Here is a 16,038-nt window from a genome sequence, read left to right on the forward strand (position 1 = left end):
ATCCGTGGAAAACAGGGCAAGACAATTAGACCAATCCAAGCCCATTTTGGTATTTTTATTGTGATAGATTAGCATTTTATCTAACCAATTAATTGGAAAAAATGAAATTTGCCACGTTGAAATATCAAGAAAGCAGCTACCCATGCCTTGTAGATACTGATAAAAACCAATTTTGGCCCGTATCGGATCTTATTGCTGATTTTAGCGGCGATATGAACCAATTGGTATCGCAATATGCGGCGCTGCGAGATCGCCTGGCGCCGGTAGTGCCTGGGCGCGATCTAGCCCAGGCTACCGTCCTTGCCCCGATACCTCGGCCACGCCGCAATCTTTTCTGTGTGGGTCGCAATTATCATGCGCACGCCAGGGAACTGTCTGACACCGTGTTCAGGGACAGCAATAAAAAAGCGGATTCGTGGCCCATTGTATTTACCAAAGTTCCCGAATGCGTTATCGGCCCAGGCGAAACGGTTGTGTTGCCAGGAACCATCTCCAGCCAGATTGATTATGAAGCCGAACTGGCAATCATCATCGGCACGGAAGGCAAAAACATTCCCCGCGAAAACGCCCTGGCCCATGTGTTTGGCTACACCATTGTGAACGATGTGACCGCACGTGATATTCAAATGCGTCACCAGCAATGGGATCTGGGAAAATCGTTCGATACCTTCTGCCCGATGGGTCCGTGGATTGTCACCGCCGATGAACTGGATGCAAACAATACGCGTGTACGGTGCTGGGTGAACGAGCAATTGCGTCAGGACGCCTTCACCACAGATCTGATATTCGATTTGCCCACGCTCATCGAAACATGCTCACGCGGCATCACGCTCTACCCTGGCGATATTATCGCTACCGGCACGCCTGCTGGTGTTGGCATGGGCATGACGCCACCCGAGTATCTGCGTAGCGCAGACGTTGTAAAAATACAGATAGACGGCATTGGTGAACTGAGCAACCCCTTTGGCTGAGCATTTCATTGACGCCAGACAGAAACGGTACAGTCAGACTACATAACGCGAACAACTGGCCGTTTCAGCAGACAACAACATGCAGTGCAGCACACGATAACAAAACAATATTCACAATCGCAATTGGTCACGGCAGGAGACACCACCATGACACCGAAACAAAAAAACGCATTGTCACCCAGTATGATGGCAACTCGTAAGTTCACTTCCCTGTTGCTGGCGCTATCGCTTGCAACCGCATCCCAGGCCCTGGCCCAGTATCCGGAAAGACCCGTTACCATGATCGTGCCATTTCCGCCCGGCGGCGTTGCCGATACTGTAGCCCGCCCGGTGGCAGACGCCATGTCCAAAGCACTGGGGAAATCTGTGGTCATCGAAAACAAGGGCGGTGCGGGCGGCGCTATTGGTATCGGGGCGTCGGCCCACGCAAAGCCGGATGGCTACACCATTCTTTTGAGCCTGTCGTCCATTTCGATTCTGCCCGAAGCAGACAAAATTCTTGGCCGAACGCCTGCCTATCGGCTTGATCAGTTCAAGCCGATAGCAAGAATTACGGCAGATCCTACTGTGCTGGTGGTCAGGGCTGATGCGCCATGGAAGAGCGCCAAGGAGTTTATTGAAGCGGCCAGGAAAGATCCGAAAGGCATCACTTATGGAAGTTCCGGCCTGTATGGAACCATGCACGTTCCAATGGAAATTCTCTCGCAGGCTGCCGGGATCAGTCTTTCACACATTCCCTATACGGGGGCCGGTCCGGCTGTGGCAGGGTTGCTGGGCAACCATGTGCAGGCACTGGCAACCGGCCCGGCCAGCATAGTCCAGCAGGTCAAGGCAGGTAAAGTTCGGGCGCTGGCACACTGGGGAGATAAGCCAATTGCTTCCATGCCGGATGTACCCAGCCTGAAGTCGCTTGGGCACGACGCCACCTTTATCCAATGGTCCGGGGTTTTTGTACCTGCCGACACGCCAGCCGAAGTCACGGAAACATTGAAAACCAGTCTGGATAAGCTCGCTGCCGATCCCGCTTTTGCCAAAACGATCGGCAACACAGGCAGCCCGCTGGACTATCTGCCTGCGCAAGCCTTTGCACAGTACTGGAAACAGGATGCAAAAGGTATTGCTGCAACGGTACAGAAAATGGGAAAAATTGAATAATTGATCGCACGGCAATGGCCTCACACGCCACGCCGTCATACTTTCTTGAGAAACCTGCCAAAGCCAGAAAAAAGGCGACCCGGTTCACTGCGAATTGGGTCACTGATTACCGATCACATGATGCGATCACAGCGCCTGCAAACAATGGGTCTATATTTGGCAGGCGCCGCCATGCAGCCCGTCGCTGCCAGCAGCATGCCTGCTACATAAAATCAGATACGCTTTCTTTGGTATAAAACTCGATATAGTCCAGCAGTTTGTCTGATGCCTGGGCCGCGCGATCCGCATCCCGCTGACCGATGGCTTCGGCAACATTAGCGTGCAACAGGGCCATGGTTTCCAGGTCATTCGATTTTTTGAAATAAAAATACCAGAATCGACGGGACAACCCATGCATCAGGCGCATGGCCCCTTCTGCAAATTCATTCCGGGCCGCCTTCAAGGTCAATTCATTGAGCATTCTGTCGGCTTTCAGGAACTGGTCCACATCGGCCAGCCGGGCAGATTCCTTAAATTGCTGATGCAATTGCACAAAGGCAAGCTGCTCCTGGTCTGTGCAGCGCTTTGCAGACATTCGGCAGACCAGGCGCTCTACTTCCCGGCGCGCCTCGAGCAGTTTCAACTGCTTGCGAATATTGATCTCGGGTATAAACAAGCCGCGCTGAGGCAAAACAATAATCAAGTGCTCGCGCGCCAGTCGCTGCACCGCTTCCCGTACCGGCGTGCGACCTATTTCGGTCAACTCGCACAATTGCTGTTCCGAAACAGAACAGCCCGGCTCCAGGACCAGCATGGTAATGGCTTGCTCAAGCTTTTGATAGGCGATATCGGTCAGTTTAACTTTGGGTTGAAGCGAAACGGGTTCCGAAACAAGGTCTTGATTACTCTGTAGATTCGATGCGTTATTTGAGGCCATGATGTCACGAAAAGGTTGACCGAAAAAAATCGTTTTTCTTCCGGCTATTGTGAAAAATCACACACGTGAGTATTATACAACTAATATATTTGTTGCTCACAACATTTCAATCGACTTGCTTTTTCTGCTCATTCATCAATCACAATACTATGGATACATTGATTCACGGCGCGGGTCCCATCAAAATCATTGCCATACACGGCATACAGGGGACCAACCGCGTCTGGCTACCGCTGGCAGGACAACTGGCTGACCATTGCACATTCATTTTGCCGAATCTGCCTGGACGAGGCGCTCGGAAAGACTGTTCTGAACAGGACATGACGCTTGAGTCGTTTGCAACTGTAATTGAAGACACGGTACACAAGTATATCAATGATGACCAGTCTTATTGCCTGGCCGGCTGGAGCATGGGCGTGAGCGTTGCCCTGGCCTTTGTCGGCCGTACACAGGCAAAACGGCCAGACAAACTGATGTTGCTCTCTGGCGTGCCAGATATCAGCCAAGTGTCCTGGTTTACACAAACAACAGAAGCAAATTTACTTGACGAGATCCGCGAACGCGAACAACGCCTGAAACTGCAGGATGCGGCCGGACACCATGCGGTCATGTGGACCTGGCAAGCCATTGCCAGGCGCTCACTGCGCGACCAATGCAAGTTGGTGACCGCCCCCTGCCTGATTATGAGCGGCACCCGGGATGAAGATTCGCCCTTGCCCCTGGTGGCCCAGTTTGGCGACCTGCTTGCGAACCCCACTTTTCTCACGATAGAAAATGCGGGGCATTCCATTCTGACTGAGCACACCGCTGCCGTCTCAGCCGGATTTACCAACTTTCTCAATCTGGAGTAATGCATGAATGTTGACGACCATCTGTTTTTCTGCGCGCCCTCGCGCCTTATCATCAGAGAGGGGGCCAGACATGAGCTGCCTGCCCTGCTGGCCAAACTGGGCTATCGCAACGGCATACTCGTTACCGATCGCTATTTCGCAGAACAGACGCCATGGGTCAACGAATATGTACAGGCCGCCAGCAAATGCGGGATCAGCACTCACGTCTTTAGCGGCGGCGAGCCGGATCCATCCACAACACTGTGTGATCAGGCGACGCAGCACATTCTGGCTCAGACACAGGGTCAGGCGCCCGATCATGTCATCGCGCTGGGCGGCGGCAGTAATATGGATCTGGCCAAAGCGCTGACACTAACGCTACGCAGCAAAAAACCGGTGGCGCACTACAAAGACGGCATTGGCAACGATGAACCGCTGCCCTTTATCGCCATGCCGACGACCTCGGGCACGGCCTCGGAAGTTACCCCAGGCGCCATACTGATAGACCCCGACAACGCAACAAAAATTGCCTTGATGGATAATCGCTTACGACCATTTATTGCACTTGTCGATCCACAGTTTACCTATACCTGTCCGCCTCGCGTGACCGCCGACGCGGGCATCGACGCACTGATCCACGCCATGGAGTCCTATGTCACGATGGACTCGAACCAGTTTGAGCGCAACAACAATCCGGATCCAGGCTACAGCGGACGCACGCACCTGAGCAAGATGTTCGCTCGCGAGTCCATGGTGCTTTGCGCCCGGCACCTGAAACAGGCCTACCTGAACGGCGCAGACACGCAGGCACGCATAGGCATGAGTTATGCCAGCGTGTTTGCAGGCCTGTCTTATGGCAGCGCAGGATTGAACGCGGTTCATGGCATCGCGTACAGTATTGCCGGACTGACCCATGAAACGCATGGCCGCACCAATGCAGTTATCCTTCCCTACGTTCTGTACGAGTTGCGCGACACACGCATGCAGGAACTCAAAGAAATCGCCGCCATTTTTGGCATAACCGGACAGGGACACAAGCACGAACACGACACGGTTTTACAGCTGGTGCAAACACTTCAGACACTGGTCAGCGAGTTGGGCATTCCAAATAACCTGAAAGATTTTGGCATCAAAGAGGTCGATCTGCCGCGTCTGTATGCAGATGCATTGAGCGTAACCCGCTTGCGCCACGCGTTCCCGGTTCCGGACACCGCTGCATCGTACCTGCGCATTATTGCCAATGCATGGGCTGGCGACTTTTCCGACACGCCGGCCCCTGTTTTGCAGCAAGTGCCGGACAGCCAGGTGGCTTAAGCCTCCGAATAATGTCTGCACGCACCCGCCTGGGTGCCGCTGCGCCGCGCCGCGTTGCCCTTTTACAAAAACCTACACACAGAGCTGCATCGCATATCGGTCAGCCTGAGAATGCCCAACGCACCTGATCGCACCTGATCAGGCCGCAGCCTCCAGCCGGGCCGGCCGACGCGGACAGCTGACGCCTTGCACATGCGCATGATCACCGCCATTGCGACTGTCATTGGCCCGTGTTATTTTTTTCTGACGAACCCGCGTGAACCGGATTGCATTCAATGCCTGATCCAACGCCGGAAAGCGCTTTGTCCTGACCCGTACGGCAATGATTAATGCCTATCGTGGCATCACGATCATGATATATTTCTATTGCATTTCAGTAATATATCAGTTAAATTCAATAAAAATATATCCACAAGGAGACAGGCAATGGCATCAATACCTATTACGCCATCGGATATTTCAGGCCGTATGGAACGGCTCCCGATGACAAGCTATCAAACCAAACTATTCTGTATTATCGCGACCGCATGGTTCTTTGATTCGATGGATCTGGGCGTCATGACTTTCATCCTGGGCTCAATCAAAGCCGAATTCGGCCTGAGTATTGCCCAGACCGGGATTGTGGCCAGCGCCAGTTTTCTTGGCATGCTGATTGGCGCCGCTGTCGCCGGCGTATTGGCCGACCGGTTTGGCCGCAAGCCCGTCTTCCAGGTCAGTATGGTGTTCTGGGGCATTGGCAGTCTGTTCTGTGGACTATCGACCGACGTCAACATGCTGATTGCCAGTCGCATCGTGCTGGGCTTCGGCATGGGAATGGAGTTTCCTGTCGGTCTGTCGATCGTATCGGAAATTGTTCCCTCCAACCGTCGTGGCAGATACCTGGCCATCCTGGAAGGCTTCTGGCCTATCGGCTTCATCTGTTCCGGTGTGCTGAGCTATCTGCTGCTGGAGCCCATCGGCTGGCGCGGTATTTTCTTTGTGCTCGCCGTCCCTGCCGTGTTCGTTTTCTATATCCGTCGGCACGTCCCTGAATCGCCGCGCTGGCTGTCTGACTCAGGGCAAAGTGAAAAAGCCGACAGCGTCATGACCACCATGGAAAATCATGTGCGCAAAACGCTTAACAATAAGGAGTTGCCTCCCATTGTCTCGCTGCCGGCCGCTGCCGCGCAGTCCAATTCAGGCAATAGCTTTTCTGAGTTGTGGAAGGGTGAATACGGACGCCGCACGCTGATGCTGTGGATTCTGTGGTTCTTTGCACTGATGGGCTATTACGGCCTGACCAGCTGGCTTGGCGCATTGCTGCAGCAGGCCGGTTACGAAGTGACCAAATCCGTGCAGTACACCGTCACTATTTCACTGGCAGGCATTCCCGGCTTTATCTTCGCGTCCTGGATCATTGAGAAAATCGGCCGCAAGCCCACGTGTGTTCTGTTGCTGCTGGGCAGCGCCGTTTCGGTATACATCTACGGACACGTGGCAAGCGTCAAGGGTGAACTTCACTACCTGATGTTGTCCGGCATGTTCATGCAATTCTGTCTTTTTGGCATGTGGTCCATTCTGTACGCCTACACCCCTGAGTTGTATCCCACCCGCATCCGTGCCACCGGCGCCGGCTTTGCGTCATCCATCGGTCGGCTAGGCTCGTTCGTGGGTCCCTTTGCCGTGGGCTTTCTTCTGCCAGTCACCGGACAGACTGGCGTGTTTACACTGGGCGCCGCCTCATTCGTCATCGCAGCTGCGGTTGTCGTCTTGCTTGGTGTAGAAACCCGTGGCCGGGCCCTTGAAGACATATCCGGATAAACCCCGGACATTGAATGGCAATTGAGATTTTATTTCAGGAGTAATGATTATGATGACCGAAAGGCAACGAAAATTTCGCGAACAATATAAAAGCGATATCAGCCCCTTGTATAACGGCCTGGTGCACATCGGCGTGATGTATGCGGTTGGCATAGCTGCAGTCATCTATTGCATCTCGCAACTGACCACGGCCAGCTGGGAGTATTTATTGATTATTCCCGTTTTCCTGGCGGGCAACTTTGTGGAATGGGCAATGCATACCTACGTAATGCACAAGCGCATCGATGTCTTTGCCCTGCGCGCGATTTACGAAAGGCATACCCGGCAGCATCATCAGTATTTCACTGATAATGACATTACGATAGATTCAAGCCGTGAATTCAGGATTGTCTTTTTCCCATGGCGGGTATTGCTCACGCTTGGCGTCGGGGGTCTGGTCCTGGGCTATCTGGCGTCAGTCATTATCAATCCCAATGCAGGCTATGTCGTTTTCCTGACAATGGTGCTGCAATATCTGGTTTATGAGACCTTTCATTACTGCTGCCACGTCCATGACAACTGGTTCGTCAGGAACGTGCCCTTTATCAATACCATCCGGCGCCATCACACGGCCCATCACAATATGGGGCTGATGATGCATTACAACATGAACCTGACTTTCCCTATTGCAGACTGGTTCATGAAAACCAGCGATCTTGATCGCGGACTGCTTGGCCACCTGTTCAATGGCTACAGTGAAAAACATATTAAGGAAGAGCTCAAACCGATCATCAGAAAATATCGCAACGATGATGCCAGCGTCAGCCTGGATGGGCCCAACCTCACGTCAGAAGAACAGACCGTGCTGAACCGCGCAATGGCGCGCTGATTTCCGCTGCTTCAGCCCTGCCCCCGATCTGCCGATATCTGTCCCAACGCATCTGATATCGGCAGCGTCGCCGTGCATTAGAACGCCCAACACAAACGCCCTGCTTCCGCTACCGGACTGCAGGGCGTTGCTATTGAGTTTTGCTATTGAGTTTTGCTGTTGGGTTTTGCTGTTGGGTTTTGCTATTGCGTCACCCGAGCCGGCAGGCCTTCACGACGCAGTACCCTGCCCGGGCGTTGTCCACTCGGCTTGCCATCCTCCCACACAACTTTGCCGTTGACCAGCACAGTGCTGATGCCAATGGCAGCGGCCACAGGCTGAGCGAACGTTGCCGCCTCAGCCACCGTCTGTGCATCAAACAGCGTGATATCGGCAAACGCCCCCTGCCGAATCACGCCACGGTCGGTCAGGCCGAACTTGCCTGCAGTCAACCCGCTCATCTTATGCACTGCCTTCTCCAGCGAAAACAGCCCCAGGCCACGGCTGTAATGCCCCAGCACCCGTGGAAAGCTGCCCCATAGTCGGGGATGAGGCTTTTCATCATGCGGCAGGCCATCGGAGCCGATCATCGTGTCATCAAACTGCAGAATGCGCTGTACGTCGGCGTCATCCATCCGATAGTAAATCGCACCGGCGGGCAACAACTTCTCAATGGCCTCTTCGGTGCTTATATTCAATTGGCTTGCGATCTGGTCCAAGTCCATCCCGGCCATCTGCGGCAGGCCTTTTGACCAGGTCACCGTGACCCGTGTCGCATTGGCCACCAGCTTTGGTGACAGGATGGTAGACGACGCATCGTAGGGATAGCAATCAAGACAAATAGGCTGCCTGGTCATATGATCTGCGATATACGCCAGCGTTTCGGCCGAACGACCGTGATTCTGAACGCCAACCACCTTGTGATGGGAAATCACAACGGGCACCCCAACCTGCCGCCCGATCAGGAACGATTCTTCCAGTGACTCGATGACACGATCGCCTTCATCGCGCATATGCGTGCAATAAATACCGCCATAGCGCGCCAGGGGGGCACATACGTCGATCACTTCCTGCGTGGGCGCAGCCACCGCCGGCGGATAGACCAGGCCAGTGGACACCCCAATGGCGCCAGCCTCCATGGCTTCGACCACCAGTTCCTGCATCGCTGATATTTCACTGTCGGTTGCCGCTCTGGTGACGTCATCCATTGTTGCAACGCGCAGGGTCGAATGGCCGACCAGCATGGCGCAGTTGGTGGCGGCCGGGCTGGCGCTCAGTTCGCTAACGTATTGCGCGAAGCTGCGAAACCGGAACCAGCCGCCTTGTTCATCCAGCAGATTCAGGGGCGGTGTTACCGGGTCCGGAATGTCCCGCGGCATTGGCGCCAGAGAAATGCCGCAATTGCCGCCAATCACGGTTGTGATTCCCTGGCTTACCTTGGGCGCCATATCCCCATCTGACAGCATCAGTCTGTCATCGTGGGTATGGGCATCGATGAACCCCGGGCAGACAATCAGCCCGCTGGCATCAATCACTTTATCTGCCGTGGCTTGCGACAAATCGCCGATTTGCGCGATGCGCTCGCCCAGGATGGCAACGTCAGCGGAAAAACGCGCGCTGCCAGTGCCGTCGACCACATCGCCATTTACAATCAAAACATCATAATGTGCACTCATTTCTGGCCTCTAAAATTTTTGGGCATCGTGGGAGAATAGGCATCGCTCACGCCGGCAATTCGGCCTGATCCCCTGCTTCGGACACGGCACGAAAATTCTGGAAATCCCAGTGCCTGCCCGGTGCAGCATCGATCAGCGATCGGGTGTAGGGTTGCGTTGGCGCCGTCAAGACAGTATGGGCCTTGCCCGATTCGACAATTTTTCCCTGTTGCATAACGATGATGGAATCGCAAATCTGCGCAGCGACTCGCAAGTCATGTGTAATAAACAACACACCGACTCCCGTGCGTTCGCGCACTTCATCCAGCAGCGCAAGCACCTGTGCCTGAACCGACACATCCAGCGCAGACACCGCCTCGTCCGCGACCAGGATATCGGGTTCCAGCGCCAGCGCCCTGGCTATGCAGATACGCTGGCGTTGCCCACCGGAAAATTGATGAGGATATCGCTGCAATGCGTCTTTAGTCAGACCCACAAGCTGCATCAATGCAGCCGCCTTGTCCATCGCGGCACCTTTTGATGCGCCGAAATTGAGCAATCCCTCGATGATCGAATCGCCCACGGTCATGCGCGGATTCAGGGAGCGATAGGGATCCTGAAAGACAATCTGGATACGCTGGCGCATGGGCCGCAACTGGCTGCCCGAAAGCTGCGCAATATCCCGGTCCTTGATATGGATCTGACCCGCACTCGGTTGCAGCAGCCTGACGATACAGCGTGCAACGGTGGATTTGCCCGAGCCGGACTCCCCCACAATCCCGACAATTTCCCCACGACTGAGCGTCAGGTTGATATTGTTGGCCGCAGTGATATGGCGTCCGGTTCCCCATAGCCTTTTCTCGGAATAGGTCTTGACCAGACCCGAGACGTCCAGCACCTTCTCCCCGTTGTTCTGCTCACGCTGCTGGGGCACCAGGCTGGGGACCGAGGACACCAGCATGCGACTGTACGCATGTGTGGGGTTTCTTAAGATAGCGTCACGCGTTCCTGTTTCCATGACCTCGCCCTTGTTCATCACCACAATCCGGTCGGCGATTTCTGCAACCACGCCAAAATCATGCGTGATGAACAGCACGGCCATATTGTTTTTTATCTGAAGTTCACGGATCAGCAGCAAAATCTGCTTCTGGGTGGTGACATCCAGCGCCGTGGTCGGTTCATCGGCAATCAGCAGCCGGGGCTGCAGAATCAGCGCCATTGAAATCACAACCCGTTGCCGCTGACCGCCAGACAACTGGTGCGGATACGCGTCGTAGATCCGCTCAGGATCGGGCATATGAACCGACTCGAGCATAAGCAATACCGCCTGACGGCGTTGCTTTGCAGACATAGTGCTATGGATGCGCAGCACCTCGTCAATCTGGCGCCCCACTTTCTGCACAGGATTGAGCGCAGTCATCGGTTCCTGGAAAATCATCGACATGGTGGTGGCTCGCAGCTCGCGCAGGCGCTTTGCACTGGCTTTGAGTACGTCTTCGCCATCGAGCAGGATGCTACCCTTGCACGCCTGCAGACTGTCTTCGCCCAGCAAACCCATCACGGTATAGGAGGATACCGATTTGCCGGACCCCGACTCGCCCACCACACACAGCGTTTCACCCGCAAATACATCAAAACTGATGTTATTGACGACGCGTCTTTCGGGACTTGCGCCGGCAACCCGCACCGACAGATCGCGTACCCGCAGCACCGGTTCGGCTGCATTTTCCGTGCTTTTCATAGTGTCTTGACTCATGATTTTTTCGCCATTCTTGGATCCAGCACATCACGTAATACATCGCCCAGGATATTGACGCAGAGCAACGTCAGTGCGAGCAGGATACCGGGATACAGGATCAGACCCGGCAACAGGCGAAAATACATGCGCCCCTCGGACATCATATTGCCCCACGATGGAATCTCTGGCGGCAGCCCGGCGCCCAGGAAGCTTAAGGTCGCCTCAGTAAGAATGGCGGCAGCAAAAATATAGGTGCCCTGCACAATCAGCGGTGCAATCGTATTGGGAATCATATGACGCCACAAAATAGTCCGCACTCGGGTACCCAGCGAAACAGCTGCCTCTACATAGGGTTCGGCGCGCACCGACAGAATCACGCCACGCACCAGCCGCACCACCCGCGGAATTTCGGGAATCGTAATAGCCACCAGGACCGTGACCAGGCTGCCGCCGGTCAGCGACACCAGGGCAATGGCCAGCAGGATACCGGGAATCGCCATGATGCCGTCCATCACCCGCATGATGATGCCATCGGCAAATCTGAAATAACCCGCAATCACCCCGATGAACAAGCCAGCAATCAGGCTCATCACAGTCGCGCCGATACCAACGATCAGCGAGACGCGGGCGCCATACAATGCACGCGAATAGGTATCGCGTCCGAAAGCATCGGTTCCCAGCCAGTGCGCGGACGACACTTTGGCCAGCCTTTCAGCCGGATTGATGGCCACCGGGTCAACAGTGCCAAGTAACGGCGCGCATACGGCCACAATAATGATAAGCACAAACATTACAAATGCAATCAAGACCGGAATACTGCCGAGCGCCGCGCGCAGTTGGCCGGGCAAAGTCGAATAATGTTCCGCAATGGGCTGCCCTGGGGCCGAAGCCGGCAGCGTTTCTGAAGTGAGTGGGACAGTCATGGTAGTCCTTCAATAACGGATTCGTGGATCGAAAACCGTATACAGCAGATCGACAATCAGATTGATCAGGATATACACGATGGAAAACAGCAGGATCAGTCCCTGGATAACCGGATAGTCGCGAGCGAGCACCGCTTCGACAACCAGCCGCCCCAGGCCAGGCAGGTTGAAAACCGATTCGGTAACCACGACGCCGCTGATCAGGGACGCAATGCCTATGCCGATGACCGTGACAATGGGTACGGCTGCGTTACGCAAGGCGTGCCGCATCAGGACCGCTTTTTCTTTCAGGCCCTTGGCGCGTGCAGTGCGAATATAGTCTTCGCCCATGACTTCGATAATGCTGCTGCGTGTGATGCGAGCGATCAGTGCCACGTAAATAGCGCTTAGCGCCAGCGTGGGCAGAATCAATCGCTGCGCAAAAGGCAGCAGCCCTGCCGACAGCGGCTTGTACCCCTGTACCGGCAGCCAGTCCAGCTGTATAGCGAAAAAATAGATCAGTAAATAGCCAACGACAAAGGTGGGAATCGAAAACCCCAGCACAGACAGGCTCATGATCAGGCGGTCCAGCAGTTTGCCTTGCCGCCATGCAGCAATGACGCCCAACGGGATGGCAATGACTACCGTCAGCACGATGGTTGACACGGCCAGCGCCAGCGTCGGCCCCATGCGCCCTGCAATCATCTGCAGCACCGGCGTGCCCGACAATAGCGAGACGCCAAGGTCGCCCTGCAGCAACCGTCCGACCCAGACGACAAATTGTGTATAAATCGGCTGATCCAGGCCCATGCTCTGACGGATCTGCTCAAGCTGAGCCGCAGTGGCATCGTCTCCTGCGATGATGGCGGCAGGATCTCCCGGTGTGAGCCGAAGAATGGCAAAGATGACGATGGCAACCATCACGATAACCGGTAGTGTGGCCAGAAGCCGACGGGCGATATAGGTAATCATGGCTGACTCACTTATCCGACTTTTTCAGGTTCCAGAACACGGTAACCGGCGAAGGCAATACATTGGACAGCTTGGTACTGTACGCGGCAGGGATGAGAAATTGGCCCAGTGGCGCAACCACGCCTTCGTCTATCACCAGCTTTTGCAGTTGGGCGGTAATCTTCTTTCGCTCGGCGTCATCTTTGGCTCGTGCAAATTCAAGCCGCAACGCTTCGATTTGCGGCACATCCGGCCAGCCGGCCCAGGCTTTTTTCCCGTTTGAGGCGATCGTCGTATTGCCAAACGGGTCGCCGCTGGTGGCCAGAATGCTATATGTGGAAAAAATGCTCCATCCGCCTTCGGCCGGTGATTTCTGATTGCTTTGCTGGGTCGCAACCGTCTGCCAGTCCATGGTCTTCATATCAACCTTGAAACCGGCCTTGCGCAAGGCATCGCCAATCACGACCGGTTGCGCAGACAGCATGGCAATATCCGTCGGCTGCAAAATCACAACCGGCGTGCCATCGTAATTGGCCTGCTTGAGCAGCGCCTTTGCTTTTTCTATGTTGGCCGGCACAACCATCTCTTTGCCATAGTCATTTTCATATGGGTTGCCACATCCGAAGACAGCGGCACACGGCTTGTAATATTCCGGGTTGCCAACCAACGCCTTAAGGACATTTTCCTGCCCTACCGCGTACATCGCGGCCTGGCGAATGAGCCGGTTATTAAACGGCGCATGCAAATGATTGAACCGGAAGTACGTCCAGGCGCCCAGCTTGTCCAGCACCTCAACCTTGATGTTTTCCTGGTCCTGAACCATGGGCAGCAAATCAAAGGGCACTTGCTGGATAAAATCAATTTCATCATTCATCAAGGCATTGATGGGTGTCATCTGGTCCGGCATGGCAACCCATTGCACACGCTCAACATTAACCACCTTGCCGCCGGCCGTCCAGCTGGCCGGTTCACTGCGCGGCACATAGTCATTATTGCGTTCGTATACGACCCGCAGCCCCGGCCTGAACTCGGACTGGACAAACTTGAACGGTCCGGACCCGATGTATTCGGTAATCGGCTTGGAAGACGGTGTTTCGGCAATGCGCTTGGGCATCATGAACGCTGGACGCGAACTGAGCTTGCCCAGACCTGATAGCAATAATGTGGTGGGTTCCTTCAGGCTGATTTCAAATACTTTGCTGTCGATCACCTTGATATCGGCCACCATCGTCATCAATACCTGACCGGTAGAGTCCTTTTCGGCCCAGCGCTTGATGGAGGCGACACAGTCCTCTGAAGTCACCGGCGCGCCGTCGTGCCATTTGAGCCCCTCGCGCAAGGTAAAGGTGTAGGTCTTGCCATCGGCCGATTCCTTCCAGTCTGCCATCTGCGGCTGGATCTTGAAGCTGGAGTCAGTCCCCAACAATGTGTCGTAAATCATGTAGCCATGGTCGCGTGTCATGAATGCGGTACTGATGACCGGATCCATGACACGCAGTCCTGATTGCATCACTGCTGTGACGGTTTGCGCCTGAACGGCCGGCACGCACGACAAGGCGGCAGCCAGTGCCATACCCAGTGCCATATTTCTCAAAGCGGTCAATTGCTTGGCCTTGTGCATCATGGTATTTCTCCTGTACTCGATATAAGGGGCTGGCGCACTTGACGCAAGGTCAACTGTAGCCAGTACACGTGCTACTGCATCCTGCATTAAGGAGCAAAAAGGTTGTCGGCAATCGTCGTAGGAACGCTGCAAAGCCGGTCCGCAAGCAAGGCGGCGCTGCCTGCGGCAAGCGTAAAGCCAAGCGCGCCCTGGCCTGCATTGATCCAGAGGTTGCGTAGCGGCGCCTGACCAATCAAAGGTTTGCTGTCCGGGCGCGCCGGGCGTAACCCCGCCCATGCCACGGGTTCATCAGCCGGGCGCAGCGCCGGTAAATAGTGCTCGACCGCCTGCTTGAGACTGGCGATACGCCGGGGATCAATGTTGTTCGAGCGATCGCCTATGTCCACCATGCCGGCAACGCGCAAGCGGTTACCCAGTCGCGCGTATACGACTTTGTTGTGCACATCGCTGACACTGACGCGGGGCGCCTCGCTTTGCGCGGTCAATTCGTAAGTGAGGCTGTATCCCTTGAGCGGGTAAATATAGGGATTGAAGCCCGCCTGGCGGGCCAATGCCTGCGCGCCAATACCATTGGCAATGACATAGGCGTCTGCCGTCATATCGCCAGCCTGCGTCTGCAACCGCGTAACGCGGTCATTCTCCTGATGCAGGCGCATGACAGGCGTGTTATAGAGAAATTCAACTTTCTGCCGCCCCTGGCGCAATTTGCGTTCCAGTTCGCCGCACAGCTTCAGGCAATCGCCGGCATCTTCACTACGAGTGAAAATGCCGCCGGCAATCCGCTCCTGAATGCCACGCAATGCAGGCTCCAGTTCCAGGCAACGCTTGCGGTCCAGTGCTACTTGCGTGGAACCCAGCGCTGCCTGATAGTCCATCTGTTTTCTGGCGGCGGCATAAGAGCCGGCATCCTGATACACCAACAGCTTTCCGGAACTGCTGAAGTCAAACGACAACATTTCATCTGCAATGAGCTGGTGCATCATTTGCCTGCTGTACAAGCCCAGCGACAGCAGTTCTGCGGTCGTCTGCTGGCTCTTTTTAGTGCGGCAGGCGGCCAGAAAGGCCATGGCCCAGCGCCATTGCTGCGGATCGGCTCGCAATCGCAATGACAAGGGTGATTGGGCACTAAGCAGCCATGCAGGCAACTTGGGCAGGACCGCCGGCTCGGCCAGTGGCGCCACGAAGCTGTAGCTCAATTGGGCGCCATTGGCCTTGCTGGTCATCTGCCCAGGGCCTGCGCAGGCATCAACAACCGTGACCTGATGTCCTTTTTTTGCAAGATAGTAGGCGCTGGTCATGCCAATAATGCCGGCGCCGATCACAATAATATGCATG

The 16,038-nt window shown here is 55.0% G+C and carries 13 protein-coding genes; 6 read left to right on the forward strand and 7 right to left on the reverse strand.

Annotated elements, in window-relative coordinates; translation table 11 throughout:
- Window positions 1-101: 101 nt before the first annotated feature.
- Together EV681_RS20885 and EV681_RS20890 are read left to right on the forward strand one after the other, a co-directional pair.
- Complete coding sequence (locus EV681_RS20885) at window positions 102-971, forward strand: fumarylacetoacetate hydrolase family protein (RefSeq protein WP_130305141.1); 870 nt, start codon at window positions 102-104, stop codon at window positions 969-971.
- A gap of 147 nt (window positions 972-1,118) precedes the next feature.
- Window positions 1,119-2,126 carry a tripartite tricarboxylate transporter substrate binding protein gene (locus tag EV681_RS20890; protein ID WP_242612343.1) on the forward strand — a complete coding sequence of 336 codons (1,008 nt, stop codon included), beginning with the start codon at window positions 1,119-1,121 and terminating at the stop codon, window positions 2,124-2,126.
- A 202-nt stretch (window positions 2,127-2,328) separates the two neighbouring features.
- Here the strand turns inward: EV681_RS20890 and EV681_RS20895 are convergent, their stop codons facing one another.
- Window positions 2,329-3,042 (reverse strand): GntR family transcriptional regulator, encoded by a 714-nt coding sequence (locus EV681_RS20895; RefSeq protein ID WP_130305142.1) that lies wholly within the window; start codon window positions 3,040-3,042, stop codon window positions 2,329-2,331.
- Between the two features lie 149 nt (window positions 3,043-3,191).
- Between EV681_RS20895 and EV681_RS20900 the strand changes: the two genes are divergently transcribed.
- The 4 genes from EV681_RS20900 (at window position 3,192) to EV681_RS20915 (ending at window position 7,854) form a co-directional block, all read left to right on the forward strand.
- Window positions 3,192-3,893 (forward strand): alpha/beta fold hydrolase, encoded by a 702-nt coding sequence (locus EV681_RS20900; RefSeq protein WP_130305143.1) that lies wholly within the window; start codon window positions 3,192-3,194, stop codon window positions 3,891-3,893.
- A gap of 3 nt (window positions 3,894-3,896) precedes the next feature.
- Window positions 3,897-5,186 (forward strand): iron-containing alcohol dehydrogenase, encoded by a 1,290-nt coding sequence (locus tag EV681_RS20905; RefSeq protein WP_130305144.1) that lies wholly within the window; start codon window positions 3,897-3,899, stop codon window positions 5,184-5,186.
- A 426-nt stretch (window positions 5,187-5,612) separates the two neighbouring features.
- Complete coding sequence (locus tag EV681_RS20910) at window positions 5,613-6,986, forward strand: MFS transporter (RefSeq protein ID WP_130305145.1); 1,374 nt, start codon at window positions 5,613-5,615, stop codon at window positions 6,984-6,986.
- 49 nt (window positions 6,987-7,035) lie between these two features.
- Window positions 7,036-7,854, forward strand: coding sequence for a sterol desaturase family protein (locus tag EV681_RS20915; protein WP_128396445.1), 819 nt, complete (start codon window positions 7,036-7,038; stop codon window positions 7,852-7,854).
- 182 nt (window positions 7,855-8,036) lie between these two features.
- Here the strand turns inward: EV681_RS20915 and EV681_RS20920 are convergent, their stop codons facing one another.
- From EV681_RS20920 to EV681_RS20945, 6 genes are all read right to left on the reverse strand, one after another.
- Complete coding sequence (locus EV681_RS20920) at window positions 8,037-9,509, reverse strand: N-acyl-D-amino-acid deacylase family protein (protein ID WP_130305146.1); 1,473 nt, start codon at window positions 9,507-9,509, stop codon at window positions 8,037-8,039.
- Window positions 9,510-9,555: 46 nt separating this feature from the next.
- A complete protein-coding gene (locus tag EV681_RS20925; protein ID WP_130305147.1) occupies window positions 9,556-11,244 on the reverse strand; it encodes an ABC transporter ATP-binding protein in 1,689 nt (562 codons plus the stop codon).
- Window positions 11,241-12,149, reverse strand: coding sequence for an ABC transporter permease (locus tag EV681_RS20930; RefSeq protein WP_128396448.1), 909 nt, complete (start codon window positions 12,147-12,149; stop codon window positions 11,241-11,243). Before EV681_RS20930 ends, EV681_RS20925 begins: the two co-directional genes overlap by 4 nt.
- A 9-nt stretch (window positions 12,150-12,158) precedes the next feature.
- Window positions 12,159-13,100 (reverse strand): ABC transporter permease, encoded by a 942-nt coding sequence (locus EV681_RS20935; RefSeq protein ID WP_130305148.1) that lies wholly within the window; start codon window positions 13,098-13,100, stop codon window positions 12,159-12,161.
- A gap of 7 nt (window positions 13,101-13,107) precedes the next feature.
- A complete protein-coding gene (locus EV681_RS20940; RefSeq protein WP_128396450.1) occupies window positions 13,108-14,703 on the reverse strand; it encodes an ABC transporter substrate-binding protein in 1,596 nt (531 codons plus the stop codon).
- 86 nt (window positions 14,704-14,789) lie between these two features.
- Window positions 14,790-16,037, reverse strand: a complete 1,248-nt coding sequence (locus EV681_RS20945) for a D-amino acid dehydrogenase (protein ID WP_130305149.1) — start codon at window positions 16,035-16,037, stop codon at window positions 14,790-14,792.
- Window position 16,038 lies beyond the last annotated feature (1 nt).

This window comes from Advenella incenata, from assembly GCF_004217095.1.
Taxonomy (GTDB): domain Bacteria; phylum Pseudomonadota; class Gammaproteobacteria; order Burkholderiales; family Burkholderiaceae_B; genus Advenella; species Advenella incenata.

Excerpts from the sequence above, each read along its gene's own strand:
- EV681_RS20885 (WP_130305141.1), top strand. The coding sequence starts at position 102 with ATGAAATTTGCCACGTTGAAATATCAAGAAAGCAGCTACCCATGCCTT.
- EV681_RS20935 (WP_130305148.1), bottom strand. The coding sequence starts at position 13,100 with ATGATTACCTATATCGCCCGTCGGCTTCTGGCCACACTACCGGTTATC.
- EV681_RS20925 (WP_130305147.1), bottom strand. The coding sequence starts at position 11,244 with ATGAGTCAAGACACTATGAAAAGCACGGAAAATGCAGCCGAACCGGTG.
- EV681_RS20905 (WP_130305144.1), top strand. The coding sequence starts at position 3,897 with ATGAATGTTGACGACCATCTGTTTTTCTGCGCGCCCTCGCGCCTTATC.
- EV681_RS20915 (WP_128396445.1), top strand. The coding sequence starts at position 7,036 with ATGATGACCGAAAGGCAACGAAAATTTCGCGAACAATATAAAAGCGAT.
- EV681_RS20930 (WP_128396448.1), bottom strand. The coding sequence starts at position 12,149 with ATGACTGTCCCACTCACTTCAGAAACGCTGCCGGCTTCGGCCCCAGGG.
- EV681_RS20890 (WP_242612343.1), top strand. The coding sequence starts at position 1,119 with ATGACACCGAAACAAAAAAACGCATTGTCACCCAGTATGATGGCAACT.
- EV681_RS20910 (WP_130305145.1), top strand. The coding sequence starts at position 5,613 with ATGGCATCAATACCTATTACGCCATCGGATATTTCAGGCCGTATGGAA.
- EV681_RS20920 (WP_130305146.1), bottom strand. The coding sequence starts at position 9,509 with ATGAGTGCACATTATGATGTTTTGATTGTAAATGGCGATGTGGTCGAC.
- EV681_RS20900 (WP_130305143.1), top strand. The coding sequence starts at position 3,192 with ATGGATACATTGATTCACGGCGCGGGTCCCATCAAAATCATTGCCATA.
- EV681_RS20940 (WP_128396450.1), bottom strand. The coding sequence starts at position 14,703 with ATGATGCACAAGGCCAAGCAATTGACCGCTTTGAGAAATATGGCACTG.
- EV681_RS20945 (WP_130305149.1), bottom strand. The coding sequence starts at position 16,037 with ATGCATATTATTGTGATCGGCGCCGGCATTATTGGCATGACCAGCGCC.
- EV681_RS20895 (WP_130305142.1), bottom strand. The coding sequence starts at position 3,042 with ATGGCCTCAAATAACGCATCGAATCTACAGAGTAATCAAGACCTTGTT.